At 61.3% G+C, this 18,357-nt stretch carries 6 protein-coding genes and 3 rRNA genes; 2 read left to right on the top strand and 7 right to left on the bottom strand.

The window, feature by feature from the left end; genetic code table 11:
• Positions 1-13: 13 nt before the first annotated feature.
• The 4 genes from rrf to GZ64_RS0106550 form a co-directional block, all read right to left on the bottom strand.
• Positions 14-130 (bottom strand): 5S ribosomal RNA (gene rrf, locus GZ64_RS0106535).
• A gap of 108 nt (positions 131-238) precedes the next feature.
• Positions 239-3,343: ribosomal RNA gene (locus GZ64_RS0106540) — 23S ribosomal RNA — on the bottom strand.
• 414 nt (positions 3,344-3,757) lie between these two features.
• A 16S ribosomal RNA gene (locus tag GZ64_RS0106545) occupies positions 3,758-5,281 on the bottom strand.
• The 16S, 23S and 5S rRNA genes sit together here, the layout of an rRNA operon.
• A gap of 531 nt (positions 5,282-5,812) precedes the next feature.
• On the bottom strand, positions 5,813-6,322 hold the full coding sequence (locus GZ64_RS0106550) for a hypothetical protein (RefSeq protein WP_029265556.1): 510 nt from the start codon (positions 6,320-6,322) through the stop codon (positions 5,813-5,815).
• Positions 6,323-6,422: 100 nt separating this feature from the next.
• Between GZ64_RS0106550 and GZ64_RS0106555 the strand changes: the two genes are divergently transcribed.
• On the top strand, positions 6,423-7,475 hold the full coding sequence (locus tag GZ64_RS0106555; protein WP_136025386.1) for a CHAT domain-containing protein: 1,053 nt from the start codon (positions 6,423-6,425) through the stop codon (positions 7,473-7,475).
• Positions 7,476-7,570: 95 nt separating this feature from the next.
• Complete coding sequence (locus GZ64_RS0106560) at positions 7,571-8,701, top strand: GTPase family protein (protein WP_051667874.1); 1,131 nt, start codon at positions 7,571-7,573, stop codon at positions 8,699-8,701.
• Positions 8,702-8,837: 136 nt separating this feature from the next.
• Here the strand turns inward: GZ64_RS0106560 and GZ64_RS0106565 are convergent, their stop codons facing one another.
• The 3 genes from GZ64_RS0106565 to GZ64_RS19830 form a co-directional block, all read right to left on the bottom strand.
• Entirely contained in the window at positions 8,838-10,601 is a 1,764-nt protein-coding gene (locus tag GZ64_RS0106565) for an AIPR family protein (RefSeq protein WP_029265559.1), read from the bottom strand.
• A 121-nt stretch (positions 10,602-10,722) separates the two neighbouring features.
• On the bottom strand, positions 10,723-14,172 hold the full coding sequence (locus GZ64_RS0106570) for an SNF2-related protein (RefSeq protein WP_029265560.1): 3,450 nt from the start codon (positions 14,170-14,172) through the stop codon (positions 10,723-10,725).
• Positions 14,169-18,107 (bottom strand): Eco57I restriction-modification methylase domain-containing protein, encoded by a 3,939-nt coding sequence (locus GZ64_RS19830; RefSeq protein WP_136025385.1) that lies wholly within the window; start codon positions 18,105-18,107, stop codon positions 14,169-14,171. The genes GZ64_RS0106570 and GZ64_RS19830 overlap by 4 nt, the downstream gene beginning before the upstream one ends.
• Positions 18,108-18,357 lie beyond the last annotated feature (250 nt).

The raw sequence follows: 18,357 nt of genomic DNA on the forward strand, positions 1-18,357 counted from the left end.
TTGTCTAAAAGGAGTCCGGCGGTGTCCTACTCTCCCACAGGGTCCCCCCTGCAGTACCATCGGCGCTGTGAGGCTTAGCTTCCGGGTTCGGAATGTAACCGGGCGTTTCCCTCACGCTATGGCCGCCGAAACACTATTGATGTTTCAATCAAACACATAACAAAGTCATTGTTGTTATGCGGTTCTCGACCGTACATCGAGAACCACTCAGTGGACGCGTAGCACCAACAAACGGTGTGTTATCAAGTCATCGGCTTATTAGTACCAGTCAGCTGCATGCATTACTGCACTTCCACATCTGGCCTATCAACCCAGTAGTCTGGCTGGGAGCCTCTCACCCGAAGGTATGGAAATCTCATCTTGAGGCCGGCTTCCCGCTTAGATGCTTTCAGCGGTTATCCATCCCGAACGTAGCTAATCAGCGGTGCTCCTGGCGGAACAACTGACACACCAGAGGTTCGTCCAACCCGGTCCTCTCGTACTAGGGTCAGATCCTCTCAAATTTCCTACGCGCGCAGCGGATAGGGACCGAACTGTCTCACGACGTTCTAAACCCAGCTCGCGTACCGCTTTAATGGGCGAACAGCCCAACCCTTGGGACCTACTCCAGCCCCAGGATGCGACGAGCCGACATCGAGGTGCCAAACCATGCCGTCGATATGGACTCTTGGGCAAGATCAGCCTGTTATCCCCGAGGTACCTTTTATCCGTTGAGCGACAGCGCTTCCACAAGCCACTGCCGGATCACTAGTCCCGACTTTCGTCCCTGCTCGACCTGTCAGTCTCACAGTCAAGCTCCCTTGTGCACTTACACTCGACACCTGATTGCCAACCAGGTTGAGGGAACCTTTGGGCGCCTCCGTTACTTTTTGGGAGGCAACCGCCCCAGTTAAACTACCCACCAGGCACTGTCCCTGAACCGGATTACGGTTCGAAGTTAGATATCCAGAGTGACCAGAGTGGTATTTCAACAATGACTCCACACGAACTAGCGTCCATGCTTCAAAGTCTCCCACCTATCCTACACAAGCCACACCGAACACCAATACCAAGCTGTAGTAAAGGTCACGGGGTCTTTCCGTCCTGCTGCGCGTAACGAGCATCTTTACTCGTAATGCAATTTCGCCGAGTTCGCGGTTGAGACAGTTGGGAAGTCGTTACGCCATTCGTGCAGGTCGGAACTTACCCGACAAGGAATTTCGCTACCTTAGGATGGTTATAGTTACCACCGCCGTTTACTGGGGCTTAAATTCTCAGCTTCGCCTTGCGGCTAACCGGTCCTCTTAACCTTCCAGCACCGGGCAGGCGTCAGTCCGTATACATCGTCTTGCGACTTGGCACGGACCTGTGTTTTTAGTAAACAGTCGCTACCCACTAGTCTCTGCGGCCTCCAAACGCTTTCGGGAGTAAATCCCTATACGCCGAAGGCCCCCCTTCTCCCGAAGTTACGGGGGCATTTTGCCGAGTTCCTTAACCACGATTCTCTCGATCTCCTTGGTATTCTCTACCTGACCACCTGAGTCGGTTTGGGGTACGGGCGGCTAGAACCTCGCGTCGATGCTTTTCTTGGCAGCATAGGATCACCCACTTTTTATCCGCATCGTGTCTCAGCCTATGTGAATCGCGGATTTGCCTACGACTCGGCCTACGCACTTGCACCAGGACAACCATCGCCTGGCTTGGGCTACCTTCCTGCGTCACACCTGTTAATACGCTAACCGCACCAGAATGGGGTCGTGCGCTAGGCCCAGAGCGTCACCCCGAAGGGATCAGTCACTGGGATTCAGACACTTAGCACTACTGGATTAGCTTGGGCGGTTCTTCGCCGGTACGGGAATATCAACCCGTTGTCCATCGACTACGCCTGTCGGCCTCGCCTTAGGTCCCGACTTACCCAGGGAAGATTAGCTTGACCCTGGAACCCTTGGTCTTTCGGAGGACGTGTTTCTCACACGTCATTCGCTACTCATGCCTGCATTCTCACTCGTGTAGCCTCCACGGCTGGTTTACACCGCCGCTTCGCTGGCCACACGACGCTCTCCTACCCATCAACACGGCTGGACCACGAAGGCCTACCAATAATGTCAATGCCACAACTTCGGTGGCGTGCTTGAGCCCCGTTACATTGTCGGCGCGGAATCACTTGACCAGTGAGCTATTACGCACTCTTTCAAGGGTGGCTGCTTCTAAGCCAACCTCCTGGTTGTCAAGGCAACTCCACATCCTTTCCCACTTAGCACGCGCTTTGGGACCTTAGTTGGTGGTCTGGGTTGTTTCCCTCTCGACTATGAAGCTTATCCCCCACAGTCTCACTGCTGCGCTCTCACTTACCGGCATTCGGAGTTTGGCTGACGTCAGTAACCTTGTAGGGCCCATCGGCCATCCAGTAGCTCTACCTCCGGCAAGAAACACGCAACGCTGCACCTAAATGCATTTCGGAGAGAACCAGCTATCACGAAGTTTGATTGGCCTTTCACCCCTATCCACAGCTCATCCCCTCAGTTTTCAACCTAAGTGGGTTCGGTCCTCCACGACGTCTTACGGTCGCTTCAACCTGGCCATGGATAGATCACTTCGCTTCGGGTCTAGGACATGCGACTGAATCGCCCTATTCAGACTCGCTTTCGCTACGGCTACCCCACACGGGTTAACCTCGCCACATATCGCTAACTCGCAGGCTCATTCTTCAAAAGGCACGCTGTCACCCCTACTAAGGAGGCTCCAACGGTTTGTAAGCAAACGGTTTCAGGTACTATTTCACTCCCCTCCCGGGGTACTTTTCACCTTTCCCTCACGGTACTTGTCCGCTATCGGTCATCTGGGAGTATTTAGGCTTATCAGGTGGTCCTGACAGATTCACACGGGATTTCACGGGCCCCGTGCTACTTGGGATACTCTTCGCGCCAAGAGAGGCATTTCGACTACGGGGTTGGCACCCTCTATGACCGGCCTTTCAAGACCGTTCGTCTATACCTTCTTGTAACGCCGCCACCTCGGCAGAGATGACTGAAAAGTCCCACAACCCCCAACGTGCAACGCCTGCCGGCTATCACACACGCTAGGTTTAGCCTGTTCCGGTTTCGCTCGCCACTACTAACGGAATCGCGGTTGCTTTCTCTTCCTGTGGGTACTGAGATGTTTCACTTCCCCACGTTCCCTCTACCCGCCCTATATATTCAGGCGGGAGTCACTAGGTCGGCACGCCGCCCAGCGGGGTTTCCCCATTCGGACACCCTCGGATCAAAACTTGCTTATCAGTTCCCCGAGGCTTATCGCAGATTGCTACGTCCTTCTTCGGCTCCAGATGCCAAGGCATCCACCGTTTGCTCTTAAAGACTTGAAATCACATGAGTTTGAATCAAAAACTCGACCCCATCCGAAGATGGAATCTGAAATTGACTAATGATCTTTAAGATCATCTTGTGCAACTGACCGAAGCCAGCTGCAAGATGCTCGCGTCCACTGTGTAGTTCTCAAAGTACGGGCGGTGCCCCTATCCACAACCCCACACGGGGGAAACAGAAAGAGGCCCAGAGGTTCAGACCAGATCCCGAAAGATCCGCATCCGGTCCCTCAGGACCCAACAGCGTGCAGGTGCGACATCCGCCACCCTCCCCGTTCCAACCACCGAAGTGGCGTACTGGAGAAGAACAGCATCCTTCGCACCATGTCAAATGTTCCACCCATGAGCTCCCAGCGAGAAACGAACGTTCTCGATCTGGGTTCTGGACACCCGAAAGTGTCAGATGCTCCTTAGAAAGGAGGTGATCCAGCCGCACCTTCCGGTACGGCTACCTTGTTACGACTTAGTCCTAATTACCGATCCCACCTTCGACGGCTCCCTCCACAAGGGTTAGGCCACCGGCTTCAGGTGTTACCGACTTTCATGACTTGACGGGCGGTGTGTACAAGACCCGGGAACGTATTCACCGCAGCGTTGCTGATCTGCGATTACTAGCGACTCCGACTTCATGAGGTCGAGTTGCAGACCTCAATCCGAACTGGGACCGGCTTTTTGGGATTCGCTCCACCTCGCGGTATTGCAGCCCTTTGTACCGGCCATTGTAGCATGCGTGAAGCCCAAGACATAAGGGGCATGATGATTTGACGTCATCCCCACCTTCCTCCGAGTTGACCCCGGCAGTATCCCATGAGTTCCCACCATTACGTGCTGGCAACATAGAACGAGGGTTGCGCTCGTTGCGGGACTTAACCCAACATCTCACGACACGAGCTGACGACAACCATGCACCACCTGTTTACGAGTGTCCAAAGAGTTGACCATTTCTGGCCCGTTCTCGTATATGTCAAGCCTTGGTAAGGTTCTTCGCGTTGCATCGAATTAATCCGCATGCTCCGCCGCTTGTGCGGGTCCCCGTCAATTCCTTTGAGTTTTAGCCTTGCGGCCGTACTCCCCAGGCGGGGAACTTAATGCGTTAGCTGCGTCACGGAATCCGTGGAATGGACCCCACAACTAGTTCCCAACGTTTACGGGGTGGACTACCAGGGTATCTAAGCCTGTTTGCTCCCCACCCTTTCGCTCCTCAGCGTCAGTTACGGCCCAGAGATCTGCCTTCGCCATCGGTGTTCCTCCTGATATCTGCGCATTCCACCGCTACACCAGGAATTCCAATCTCCCCTACCGCACTCTAGTCTGCCCGTACCCACTGCAGGCCGGAGGTTGAGCCTCCGGATTTCACAGCAGACGCGACAAACCGCCTACGAGCTCTTTACGCCCAATAATTCCGGATAACGCTTGCGCCCTACGTATTACCGCGGCTGCTGGCACGTAGTTAGCCGGCGCTTTTTCTGCAGGTACCGTCACTTTCGCTTCTTCCCTGCTAAAAGAGGTTTACAACCCGAAGGCCGTCGTCCCTCACGCGGCGTTGCTGCATCAGGCTTGCGCCCATTGTGCAATATTCCCCACTGCTGCCTCCCGTAGGAGTCTGGGCCGTGTCTCAGTCCCAGTGTGGCCGGTCACCCTCTCAGGCCGGCTACCCGTCGACGCCTTGGTGAGCCATTACCTCACCAACAAGCTGATAGGCCGCGAGCCCATCCCCAACCGAAATTCTTTCCAGACGCAGACCATGCGGTCACGTCACATATCCAGTATTAGACGCCGTTTCCAGCGCTTATCCCAGAGTCAGGGGCAGGTTGCTCACGTGTTACTCACCCGTTCGCCACTGATCCCACAGAGCAAGCTCCGTGTTCACCGTTCGACTTGCATGTGTTAAGCACGCCGCCAGCGTTCATCCTGAGCCAGGATCAAACTCTCCGTAAAAAAGAAATGCATACCCCACCGGGAAAACGGTGACGCAGCGAGTTTGATGCTGACCAAAGAGACAAATTCATTGCTGACTTCATCCATTGCCAACCCCACAAGGAGGTTGGTCTTTGATCCAAAGGAATTCTCAACTAGCCGAAGCTAGACGAGGATAATTTGGCATTTGACAAGTGCACGCTGTTGAGTTCTCAAGGATCGGATGCTCCCACGACCCAGCCATCACAGCCAGGCCCGCAGGGCAACTTCTCTATCTTACCGATCTCGTTTCCGTTGTCAAGTCCGAGTTTTTCTCGGCCTGACCGTGGGAACGGATCAGCACCTTCATCCTGTTCACTCAGTGAGTGTCTGGGATTCGGGAGGTGTTAGCTGCTTGACGGGAGCCGGTCCGAGGACCTCCGCTCAACCGTTTGGGGCGAACAGGTAATAAGTTACGCGGATCCCGGGGATCGGGCAAATCAGGGCTGACCGCCGGGCGTGTCGCCGGCCTGCATCCGCGGATCCGCGCGATTCCTCCGTTGTCTACGTGAGTCACTCGACGCTCATGGGCGTGGTCGTGACGTCGATGCTCCCGAAGGAGAAGGGACTGAAGACCGTCCAGGAGCCGGAGTTGAATCCCTCCATAGGGATCAGGAAGAACCAGACGAGAGAGACGATGATCGCGAGGCCCACGAGCGCCGAGACTCCGATGGCCGCGCGGTTCAGTGTCTTGAGGGCGGTGTGTTCGTCGCTCGCCTTTATCACGCGTCCGAGGGTGATCAGCACGATCGCGGCGATGCCGATGTAGATCAGGGGGCTGGGGCGGAGTGTCAGATCCATGCACACGGGCGCCTCGCCGGTCGGCTGTCCCGACGCATCAATGAAGCCACCACTGCCGTTGACGCCCCCGGGGCAGTAGCTCCGACTCGCGACCATCAGCGCGGGGTACACGAGGGCTGCGATCACGGCCACGATCACGACCCGTCGGATCTTCACGATGACCGCGGCGCCGGGAAGGCCCGAGCCGGTGACGGTTTCCGGTGTGGTCGGAGCGAGCGACAAGAGGGCCCCCTTCGTGGACGGTCGTCTCATGATGGCGCAGCGGGTGGGAAGCGGGAAGAGCCAGCGAGCCGGGGGAGCATGGCTCGGTTAGGCTCGCGCCATGACGCTCAGAGAAGAAGATCACCCCCGGATTCGGGTGCTCGTATGGGCCCAGCTTCGCTTCGCGAGCGATCTGTCTGAGGCGCGGACCGAAGCGCAGATGCTCGACGACCTCAACGAGTGCGAGAGGTACGAGGTCGACGTCAAGACGGACGAGCCTTGGGAGGATCTCGAGGCAGCGATCCGCGCCTTCGACCCCCATGTGTTCCACTTCATCGGTCACGGCAAGGGCGGAAGTCTCGAAGTAGCTAGGCGTGACCGCCAGGGGTTGCCGATCGCCTCCACCGCGACGCCGCGCGAGCTGCACGCCGCGCTTCGCGACGCGCAAGTCCTCAACGGAGTTTTTCTGAACGGATGCGAGACCTCGCGGTGGGCCCCGCACCTGATCCCGCAGGGCGGATGGTTCATCGGCGCGAATCGGAAGGTCGGTGACCGCGGGGCACGGCTCTTCGCCGAGAAGTTCTACGAGCAGTTCCAGGGTCAGTCCACGAATCGAGATGCGTTCGACGCTGCCCTCGCCCACGTCGCGAACACGAGCGGACACTCACAACCGCCGATCGTCCGATGGGTCGAGGACCCAGATCCCGAGGAATTCATCCACAAGGTATTCGACCGCGAAGCGTTCCGCGCATCGGTGGGTCGCGAATCCTCGATGCAGGAGTTGGAAGATGCGCTGAAGGGAATCACGAAGTCGCTGCGTGGTCGCCGGTTGATCACACGTGAGATCCTCGGGGCGCCGAATGTCGTGCACTGCATGGACCCACTCGACCCGCAAGCGGTGGATGTGATCCGGCACAGGATGAAAGCTGTGACGTTCGACTTCAAGCAGCTTTCCCAGGAGTTCTCCTCCGTCCCCGACCTCGGCAACTCGCTGTACAAGATCCCCCTGCGGGACAGGCGGCGCTTTCTGTTCCTTGCCGACAGGCTGGACCAATCGCGTAACGAGACCATTGATGCGGTGAACAAGGTTCTCCCGGAGCGCCTGCGATTGTCCAAGGTCGAGTTGACATCGTCGGCCGTGGGTCCCCACTGGGTGGATCTTGGCCCGGAGTGAGGCAGCGAGCGTTAATGCGCGCTCGGATACGCTGATGCACAGCGAGGGGCGCGACGCCTCAGGGACCGAGGCCACAGCCTCAGAGAGAGTGCGCAATGACGGGTGAGACCTTCTCTGAAGACGACTTCCGCAATCAGTGGAAAGAGCAAGCGGACGAGATCGGCCGCTTCAACCTCGCCATCTTCGGCAAGACCGGCGTCGGGAAGTCGACGCTGATCAACGCGATCTTCGGCGAGGAGGTCGCTCCCACCGGAGTCGGCGAACCCGTCACGATGGACGAGCATCTCTACATCCACCGTTCCGGCTTCCTCGGCCTGCTCGACACCCGTGGGCTCGAGATCGGCAAGGACACCGATGAGCTGATCAGCGAACTCGGCGAGTACCTGAAGAAGATGCGCCGGCAGCCGCTCTCCGAGCAGATCCACGTCGCCTGGTACTGCGTCCGGGCGACGGACCGGCGGTTCGAGGACACCGAAGCAGAGTTCATCCGCCGGCTGCACGACCTCGGCCTGCCCGTCGTCGCCGTCCTGACACAGGTGCCGTCGCGGAACGGCGAGTATCACGCCGACGCTCTGACCCTGGCGGATCACATCGCCGGGCTCGACCTGCCGATCGTGGGCGGTCGTCCGATCCTGGTGATGTCGACGGCGGATGAGTTCACCGGTCAGGTGCAGCACGGGCTCACGGAGCTCGTCGATGCCACGTTTCGCGCTGCTCCCGAGGGTGTTGAAGCAGCGTTCGCAGCCGCCCAGAAAGTCGATCTGGCAAGAAAGCGCAAGCAAGCTCAAACAGCTGTCCGCGCGGCTGCCACGGCGGCGTTGACGGTCGGAGCTATTCCGATCCCCGTTGCGGACGCCGGTGTGCTCATCCCCATTCAGCTCGGGATGATGGCGAGGGTGGCGGCGATCTACGGTGTCAGAGTCGAGACCGCCACGATCGCAGCGACCGCGGCAACAGTCGCCGTCTCGGCGGCAGGACGAAGCGCCGTCGCCGGCCTCCTGAAGTTCATCCCCGGAGCGGGAACCATTATCGGCGGTGCGATCTCGGGCACCGTCGCCAGCACCTTCACCCTGGCGATCGGATACGCATGGGCAGTGGTCTGCGGTGAGCTCACACAGGGTCGACTGCGAGGCGTCGACGGCGCGCTCGACAGCGACCTGGTTCGCGAGCTGTTCCAGACGCAGGTCGGCGTGTGGTTCAAGAAGGTGAGTGGCGGGCGAGGCTGAACGGAGTTTCGCCGGCTACGCCTGATCTACCCGGGTAGATCAGGCGTAGCGCGCGTCCGCCCTACGCTGGAGCGTCTGCCTCTTTCTCGAGGCGCCTTCCCCTGGAGCTCCATGTCTGCAACGACGGTCGAAGAGTTCAGGGGGCGTCGACAGCACTCGATTCAGGTTGGATGGTCGCGTCCGCGACTGCCCGCGCAACCACCGCCTTTGTCAGCAAGTCGCTCTTCGCCACTCGATCGACCTGCCAAGAGTTACCGTCGACGATGCCTTGGATCTCTTCACTGACGACAGAAAGAGCGGCTTTGACGTCGTCGACGTCGATGGAGAGCGGGGCCTCCGAAAGAGCCTTCAGCTGGCTCGGGTTGTAAATTTGCGCGCCCAGCGCCTTCGTCACGAGATAGCTGCTGATGTAGAAGCGGGCGTTGGTCCTAGTTGGGGCATCTGCGACGCCCTCAGTTAGAAGGAGCGAATCTACGCGCCGCTGGACAGCAGCAATCCAGAGGTACACATCCAGGCTCAATGACACGCTGAACACCGCGGCATAGTCCGCTTCATTGTTGAGCAGCGTTGACGGACGCGCGCGCGCATCATCCGGACGGCTGAGACCGATCGCCATGACTGCCTGGCCAAGTGTGGGGATGCTAATGATCTTGTCCGCGGGCTTACCGGCGTTCTTGTAGAAGTTCTTCCGCCGATCGTAGTACCAGCCTCTTGCGGCGAAGTGCGACTCGATCTGTCGATGGAGATCCTCGGTCGCGTGAAGCGATGCATCGGGAACCTTCGTCTGGCTGTTTGTAGCCCTGATCACGTCATCACGCGTCGCCTCGTCCAGGGTCTTGATCACGCGGACCTGCACAGATCGGCGCTTGTGCCGATCAAGGTCCGCACCTGTGGCCGTGAGCACGTCGTGAATCGCGTGCGACGTCTGCATCCCGTTGACGATCTGGACACCCGAGAGGGTAAACGTCTTTTCACCACCGATGTTGACCGCCGAACACAGGATTGTGACTCCGTTATTGAGCCACCAGAAATCCCTGTTGTCATCGGCTTCCAGCGTCGCCTTCATCTGCCTGTTCACGGTAACTGCGCCTTGGAAGTCTCGGACGTTCCAGTCGAAGAGATGCCCCCGCAGCGCCCCGTCGTCATCTGACAGGAACCGAAAGTAGTCGGGCAGCGAGACCAGGCCCGCGTAGGAGTCCCCTTCTGAGATGTAGTCCTTGAATCGGAGCTGAAGATCGTATTCCGGCGTCGCGCTCGCCATCGCCCAAAGCTCCTTGGCGCCCACGACGCGAACATCAATTTCGGCACCGGGGACCAAAGCGCTGAGTTCTGTGCGTACGTCGGTCATCTTCTGCGCCACGCCACCAGAGACGCTCGCGGTATCGCCGCGTGAAACGTACGCGAACGTAATCGAGATACGCGGGGACCTGATGCTCAGCAGAGTCCACGCACGAGTGAAGATGCGCACGCGCTCGACTACATCGCCCGAGTAGATCCCAACGAGCTGGTCGTCGGTGAAGTTCAGGTCGAGCAGCTTCTTCGTACTTGCCCCAGCCTTGTCAAAGGCGTCTTCTCCGAAGCCCTCGGATCGTTTTGCTTGGATCAACCAGAGCGAGAGCTCAGCACCCTTGCGAATTTCACTGGGCTTGAATCCATCCTCGAAGATTTCCGCATCTTCGCTGAGGAGACGACCATCGAGGAAGGTGTATACGGCGTCCAGACCACCGTCTTGACCACCTCCGATGCGCCCCGCCTCTACTTCTTCGTCACTCATGTTGTGACCATTGAGGACAGTCGCTGCAGCGAACAGCTCGAAGGCAACGTCGTCTGGCAACGGAGCATCCCGGCTGTCCTGCGCGGCCTTGACGAACTGATCGACAAGCACAACCTCGTTACTCATTACCGTCGACGACCTTTCCGCTTCTTGCTTTCGGGGATAAGAAGGATTCACTCAGCAGTGGGAACGCGATGAAAATCAGGTTCTACTGGAGCGAGCCGGAGACGGAACGTCACCATAGCTCTCACGACGCGCCTCCTTGGGTCTCCGTCGCCTTCGTCCCCTCGACCGCCATCCAAGCGATGAGGCGCACGTCGTCGAGCGCGATGGGCGGGAGCGGTTCGACCTTCTCGGCGGGCTGGATGCCGAACCCGTCGAGCACCTGGACAATCGCGTCCACAACAGCCTTGGGCTTGCCTGGAGTTCGCAGTGCGGCCCGCATCGCCTTCCTTGCCTTGGCGGTCGGCACGGTGTTGAGGCGCTTGATGGTCTGGAGCTGTGCCGCGCCAAGGTGGCCGCCCTTGTTGAGGATGACTTCGCGTGCATCGCGGAAGGATGCGGGGATCTCGGCAGCGAGGGCGTTCGGGTCGGTCGAGCGCATCCACTCGTCGTGCCCATCTTCCTGTGCAAGCGCCCACGCCTCGTATGCGGCGCGGAACGCCTCTTCGGGCAGGGAGCGCGGGCGGTCGGGCTTGCCGGGGTCCGCGGTGACGAGCGAGATCAGGGTGTCGTCGACCACGACTCGGCCGTCCTCATCGGCGACCGGCTGCCAGGCGTCGTCGGCGTTCACGTTGCGGAACCAGATGTGGCCAGTGTCGCCCATCTTCATGCAGAACACGAAGGAGCGACCGGCGACGGCCGGGTTCACGAACCCGCTGCCGATGCCGTACGGCAGGTCTTCGAGACGTCCGCGGAGGGACTGGTCGGCGTCGAGCGCGTTGGCGAGGCGTCTCCGGTACTCCTCACCCGATCCCGCCGCCGAGCCACCGCCCTGGTCGATGAGTTCCTCGATCTCGCCGACGATGGCGTCGGGGTCGTAGTGCTCCTGCGGCAGGTAGTGCGAGACGCCGGGAAGCACCTTGCCCGCGCCGATGGCAGCGTCTGCCTGCCGGAGCTTGCGGATCAGAGTCTGCTCCAGCCCGAGGAACTCGTCGAGGTGCTCGGCGGGGAAGAACACGTCGAGTTCGATGGACTTGTGCTGGCTGCCGATGCGGTCGACGCGGCCGTGGCGTTGCACGATGCGCATCGGGTTCCACGGCAGGTCGTAGTTGACGATGTGCGCGGCCTGCTGGAGGTTCACACCTTCGGCGAGTACGTCGGTCGTCAGCAGGATGTCGTAGAGGTCTGCCTCGATGGGAGTGCCATCGTCGCGGAGCTGGCCCGCAGTGCGAGGAGCAAAATTGGCGACCGCCTTCGCTCGAGTGGGCTGGTCGATGCCGCCGCGCTTGCCCGAAGCGAACTCGCCGATCACCGCGGGTGCGATCCGCCCGCGGTAGGCAGCAAGAGGCGAGTCGTCGGGCACAGCGTCCAGCGCAGCGACAAGGCGTTCGTGCAGGTCGCGGATCGTGTCGGCGTAGGTGGAGAAGACGATGACCTTCCGCCGGTCGCCGCTGGGCGCATTCGACACGGCCGGCTTCTCGGCCTCGCCCGCGATCCGCTTCAGCTCGGCGAGCAGTGCCGCGACCTTCGGCTCACCGTCGTGCGCGGCCGCCTCTGCGAGCGACTGTAGGTGACGGATCAGCACGAGGTCGCGCTCGACGTCCGATGCCAGCAGCTCCGCGTCGTACAACGCGGCAGGCGTGGCCTGATGCTCATCGTCTTCGTCAAGACCGGCGACGATCTCGTCAAGGTCTTCCGACTCGGAGCTCACGTAGTCCCGCAGCGCGCCGCCGACGAGCACGGTGCCCTTCCCGAGCGCCGAGACGAACGCCTCGTGCGTCTGGATGAGCACGCCGAGTGTGCCGGCGAGCGCGGTCGGCGAGGATTCGAGCCGCTTGAGCACCGCGGAGCGCAGCAGTCCCATGTTCGAGACCTCGGTCTTGCTCAGGTCCTCGGTCTTCAGATACTTACTGGGAACGTACCGGGCAAGTAGGAGCCGCCTTGGGTCGCTGCGGCGCACGCTGAACGACGCGACATGCGCCTCATCCTCGGGGATGTCGAGCGCGTAGGTGACCGCATCGACCAATGCTTCACCCGGCTCATCGAGCTGATAGTCCACGCGGCGCACGTCAGCATCGGGGAACTCGACCGGGATCTTCTTACCTCCCGGCCCGGCGATCGTCTCGCCGCGGTAGTTGTCCTTGACGAATCTCCTGGTGCGTCGCACCGCGACCTGATCCATCAGGTCGAACAGGTGCGCGGGCGTCAGCGCCTCGGGATCGAGGGCCTGCGCGTCACGGATGTACTTGCGGATCGACGGAATGCCGATGGAGGCGAAGCGCGCGTCGTCGCGGATGAAGTACTTGACCAGGGTCTCCAGGTCGATGAGCGAGTTGTTCACTGGCGTGGCGGTCAGCAGCACGACCTTCTTCGGGTGCCGCCCCGCGAGGATGATCCGATCCAACGCCTCCGAGCGCGCAGCTCCCGCGTTCCGCAAGTTGTGCGCCTCGTCCACGATCACCAGCGCAGCGTCCTCGGCTCGCTCGTAGAACCCGAGATGTTCCGGATGCTCCGGGTCCATCCGGCTGCGAATCTCTTCGTAGGAGTGCACCGAGACGCGGCGGGAGATGTCATACCGCTCCAGCACCGGGTCCCACACCGACGCCTTCAGCGCGGCGGGAGCCGCGACGAGCACGCGCTGGCGCTGCTGCTCGGTGGCCGCCGCGATCACTTCGAGAGCGAGGAAGGTCTTACCCAGACCCACCTCGTCGGCCACTAGCACGCCGCCGATCTCCTCCAGCAGCCGCCGCATCCGCTTCACGCCGTCGGCCTGGAACCGGGTCAGCTCGAAGCGCGTCGGACCAGCCTGCTCGTCATCGAGATGCTCGCCATAGCGGGCCAGCAGCATGCGCAGGAACACGCTCCACGGCGTGTGCTCGGCCCACAACGGCTCGTACAGCCCGGCAAGGTCGAAGGCTTCGGAGCCGGCCCAGCACTCCTCGAACCAGTCGATCACCTGCGGCGTCGAACCGTGCTGCCCGGACGCACCCACGTTCAGCTCGGCATTGCGGGTGAGCCCCGCGTAGGTCAGGTTCGACGACCCCGCGAGATAGGCAGGATGCGTCGGGTGGTGGCTGATGAACGCTTTGCCGTGCAAGAACCCGCCCGTGTAGCGGCGGATCTCCACAATCGGCTCGCCGCGCTCGTTGGCGGCGCGCAGCCACGCCACGAGCCGCTGCGCCGACTGCGTGGCTCGAAGCTCGAACCCGAGCGCATCGCGCTCCGCCTTCAGCCAGCGCACATGGTCGGTCAGCGCCGCATCGAGCCGCTTCCGGAGCGTCGCGTGGGCATCCACCGGCAACAGCGGATCGGGCACCGGGTCGGCCCCGAGCAGGATGCGGATGCGCGGCAGTTTCTCCAGCTCATCGGCGAGCAGGAGGAAGCCCGCCGGATTGACGTAGGCCGTCGCAATTGCGGCGCTCGGCGGAACAGCCAGCGCCTCCCGATTCACCCGGAATAGACGACGCACCTCCTCACGCACCGTCATCGGCGGCGCGATCCGATTCGTCGCGAAGACGGGAAGCTGGTCTGTCATGCCGCGTCCCTCCACTGCTCGCAGTACGCGAGGACACGCTCAAGGCGCGCGGCGTAGTTCCAACCTCGGTGGAACGTCGCGAAGACATGCTCCACCTGCTCCGGCGTTAGCCCGTAGAGGAGCGACACGAGCGCGTCGAGTTCCGCGATCAGTTCCGTTCTCGTCGGCTCGGTGTCAGCGGTGCCGACCCCGACCCCCACAGCATCAGCCCACTCTTTGTACCGCCCATCGACTGCCGCCAGACGAGCTGAGATCAGAACTACGCGACGAACGAGAGCCGAATCTGCACGGTAGCGAGGAATCGGGAGAGGCTTCATGACGAAGAAGTTGAAGTTCGACTCAACCCACTTCCGAGCCGCCCAATCAAATGGGATGCTGCTGAGCACGCCCAACAGATACGCCTCTGCCTTGACATCGCTGGTGCCGCGAACTACTATCTGCGCAGCTTCCGTCGCGGGGATTCCAGAAGGAAGCAGGCACGAGATGGTGGTCCGAGAGTCATCGCTTCGCGAGATCTTTCGGAAGGCAATACGCGGCCGATCTGCCATTGTCTTCCCTGCGCCGAAGTCGATGCCGCCGTATGGGGAACGCTTCTGCCGTCGTGAGGACGCGAGCTTGGCAGAGAGATGCGCTACGAGCCTCTCGCCATCAACGTATGCATACGGTGACCCAAAATTCGGATTCCAAAGATTGAACGATGAGCCAGTCATCACCGCCGTACCGTGTGGTTTGGAGATGTCGAAGTCATAGAGCGCACGGTCACCTGTGGAGTGCATCTCATTTGCGAGTCGGAAATCCCAACCGGGATACTGCGAATCAAACCTCGGGGACCGCTTCATCTGCATGAAGACGTCACCGGACATCGCATCCCGCATCAACGGGAAAGCTGCAATCTCTGACCAGTCGACAAACTCCTCAGCCGGAACCGCAATCAGATCTTTCGCCCCCTGAAGGAACTCGGCCTCGCTCGCGAACGGCCCGGAGAATCGCGCGATCGATGCACCACCCCGTTCGATAACGCCAAGACCGATCGTGAGTCGCGTCCCGTTGGGTAGACGGAATATCCACTCAGCCTTGTTCTGCAGGAAACAGACGTCAGCGAACGCTCCCTCAGCAAGTACCTGTCTCCGCCAATGCTCGAGAGGCGATCCGGAAAAGGCAGCGCGAGGAAGCACAACTGCCGAGCGCCCGCCTCGGCGAACGAGGCTCCAGAACCTCCATGCGAACGCCTGGTAGAGATCGAAATCTCCGGCGCCGAGCTTGTAGGGGCCTCGCCGAATCGCGCTCGAGAGAGTCTCCGTTCTGCGCTGTTCGCTCTCGTACTCCGCGACGAGATCCGGCCTTTGCTCGAACAAGCCGAGCATTGCGGCACGCCGCTCTTGTTGCTTCATGGCACGCAGACCGGGTACGCGCAAACCCCACCACTTTTGTTCCTCCACCTTCACGGTCTCCCAGGGCGGGTTCCCGACCAAGGCGTCGAATCCGGGCCGCCCTCGAAGGAACACCTCGGGGAACAGGTACGGCATGTGCGCAGGCTGGAGCGGATCGACGGCTTCCCGCACTTCGCGCGTCGCCGCGAGAGCAATGAACTGCTTGGCATCCCACGCCTCGTCAATCGTCACGCCGAGGCGCTTGGCGACGGCCACATCGAAGATCGCCTTCGCCGGGGCCGCCGCATCGCGTGCCTTCGCCAGCATCTCCGCACCGGCGGCGACCTCCGACTTGTCGGCCTCGGAAGCGTTCGCGTAGTCGATGAGGAGGTCGTGTGCGGCCGTCAGCGGCTCGCGGATGATCTGCTCGAACAGCCCGTCGGCCTTCAGCGCGTCCATCGCCTCATCGATGGTGCCGATGCCGGTGAGGGAGTTGGCGAGGACGAGGCCGTGGTCGAGGCTTGACATCGGCAGTCCGGGCACGAAGGTGTGAATCCAGAGCGCGAGCTGCGACAGCTCGACGGCGAGCGGGTTGATGTCGAGGCCGTAGATGCAGCGACGTGCCACCTGGCGGCGAAGGAGCTGGCCGTCGGTGATCGCTTTCGCACCCTCTGTGTCCTGCCCGAGCGCCTCGCGCGCCTTCTCCGCGAGGCGTGCAAGTTCGGCGCGGACGCCCGGCACCTCGGTGGCGGTGAGGAAGTCCCGCATACCGCGCTCGAGCTTGTCCACGGCGGCGACCAGGAAGTGCGCGGAGCCCATTGCCAGGTCGGCGACACGGAAGTCAAAGAAGGCGTCTGCGGCCTGGCGTTCCTTACCCTCATCCATGAGGGTCTTGATGCGCTCGAGGTGGGCCTTCAACGCGGGTTCGACCGACCGCTCGATGAGGTGGTCGACGACGATCTTCGGCGTGTAGTACGAGCCGGTTGCCTTGCGCTCCCCCGACGCCGAGTGAAAGTACGGGCGACCCGCCGGAGCGACGACTTCATCGTCGTCCTTCGCGGGCACGTACGCTCCGTTCCGATCCACGGTGAGGTTCTGCTCGGCGAGCGAGAGGCTGGATTCCAGGAGGCCCTCGTAGATGGTGCCGAACTCACGCACCTGGAGGCTGCGGAAGTCGACCGGCCCCCACGTCTCGTCGATGGTCTCCTCGCTGAGGAGTTCCTGGAGGGCAGGGCCGATCACGCTATCGGTGAGCTTGACCCGCGACAGCAGAGCGCCTTCCTCGGTCGCCGGGTCGAACAGGCTGCCACCATAGGCAGGCACCTCCCAGCGGGAGTTGCCGTAGAAAATCACCTCCCACACCTGCGTGAGATCCGACCAGATCGCTGCCGACTCGGTGGAGAACTGGTCGGGACCCGTGCCGATCTCGCGGGTGATGAACGCCTGGAGCGAGTTGGCGTCGTAGTGATCGTTGCGGCCCGCAGGTAGCAACTCGGTCGCCTCACCGTATGCCTGGAACAGCAGACGGAACAGGACACGCATTGTGAGGCGGTAGGCCATCTGGAGACCCTCCGCATCGAGCGCGAGCCCGAGCGCTGGGAGCTGATCGGCGATAGCAAGCGCGACCCGAGGTACCACGCCCTCGTATACACGGTCGCGCAGGCGCGTACCGAGGTCGGCGGCGTACTTGCCCGAGCCGTCGAGGATCTGCTGCGCAGAACCGTCCGCGTCGAGTGCCTCAGCGGAGAAGATCAGCGTCAGCAGCGCAGACTGCTCTGGCGCGAGCAGATCCAGGTCCAACTCGAAGTAGGTCTCCGACTGCCCGCGCTGTCCGACGCCGACGCCGTCGCGTCCGGGGTACAGCCGCAGGGTGGACTTGCGCAGCGCGATCACCCACGGCACGTCCTCACGACCAGCGATTTCGAGTGCCTTGGCGACGGGAGTGAGCTGGTACGTCGTGGACTTCTGATCGAAATGCTCGTCGTCGCGCAGCAGCACAGCGACGGCGCGGCGCGGGCCGCTGGAGGCACGCAGGACGAGCAGCCGCTCCGACCCAGCAAGTTCGGTATCGAACCCAAGCGCGGACACCAGCTCGATGCCGCGCTTGGGGAGGATCGGCATCGCCTTCTGACCCGCTGAATCCCAATCCGGGCGGCGAGGCACGTCGCGGTTCAGGTGGTAGGTGGCGAACAGGAAATGATTGGAGAAGCCGTCGGTACCCGCCGAGGACATCGCCTCCTGGATGGCGCGAATGCGTCCGTGAGCGGCAAGTCCGTTCTCCTCCTCCAGTACAGACCGAAGCTGGCGCTCCGCCTGACCGACTGTGACGGGACCGATAGGCGGTGCGCCCGCGGACGGGTAGTGAACCCATACGCCGTCCGGAGTGACGGCGGCGACGATGAAGCCCATAGGAGCCCGCGTGCCCCGCGACCGCCAGAGGTCGTCGAGTATGCCTTTCGTCGGCCGCGCGGTCAGATTAGCGACACCAATCTGGATCGCCCCCGCCCCAGCATCATCCCGACCAAGAACAACGATGGCGTCGGCGGCGCCCGAGGGCAGATCCACCCACGCAACAGTGCTCGATCCGTCTAGCTGCAATGCCGGCACGTTCCCCGCTCCCTCCACACTGATCAAACTCCACACCCTGCAGCACCGCTAGGTTGTCGCCGAAGGTCGCCAATCGTAGGATCGCGATGTGGCGGCCTCGAAGATCGCTTGAGTTTGTCTTCGCTGATCCTATCGACCCTAGCCCGACCACAGCCGTCGACGCTGATTGCCCGTGCATTGGGCTCTTGTTGGATCGCCCGTGTGGCGT

Origin of the sequence: Microbacterium sp. Cr-K32 (assembly GCF_000708345.1) — a bacterium.
GTDB classification, from domain to species: Bacteria; Actinomycetota; Actinomycetes; order Actinomycetales; family Microbacteriaceae; genus Microbacterium; species Microbacterium maritypicum_A.

Coding starts and splice junctions, on each gene's coding strand:
- GZ64_RS0106555 (WP_136025386.1), top strand. CDS start 6,423: ATGACGCTCAGAGAAGAAGATCACCCCCGGATTCGGGTGCTCGTATGG.
- GZ64_RS0106570 (WP_029265560.1), bottom strand. CDS start 14,172: ATGACAGACCAGCTTCCCGTCTTCGCGACGAATCGGATCGCGCCGCCG.
- GZ64_RS0106560 (WP_051667874.1), top strand. CDS start 7,571: ATGACGGGTGAGACCTTCTCTGAAGACGACTTCCGCAATCAGTGGAAA.
- GZ64_RS0106565 (WP_029265559.1), bottom strand. CDS start 10,601: ATGAGTAACGAGGTTGTGCTTGTCGATCAGTTCGTCAAGGCCGCGCAG.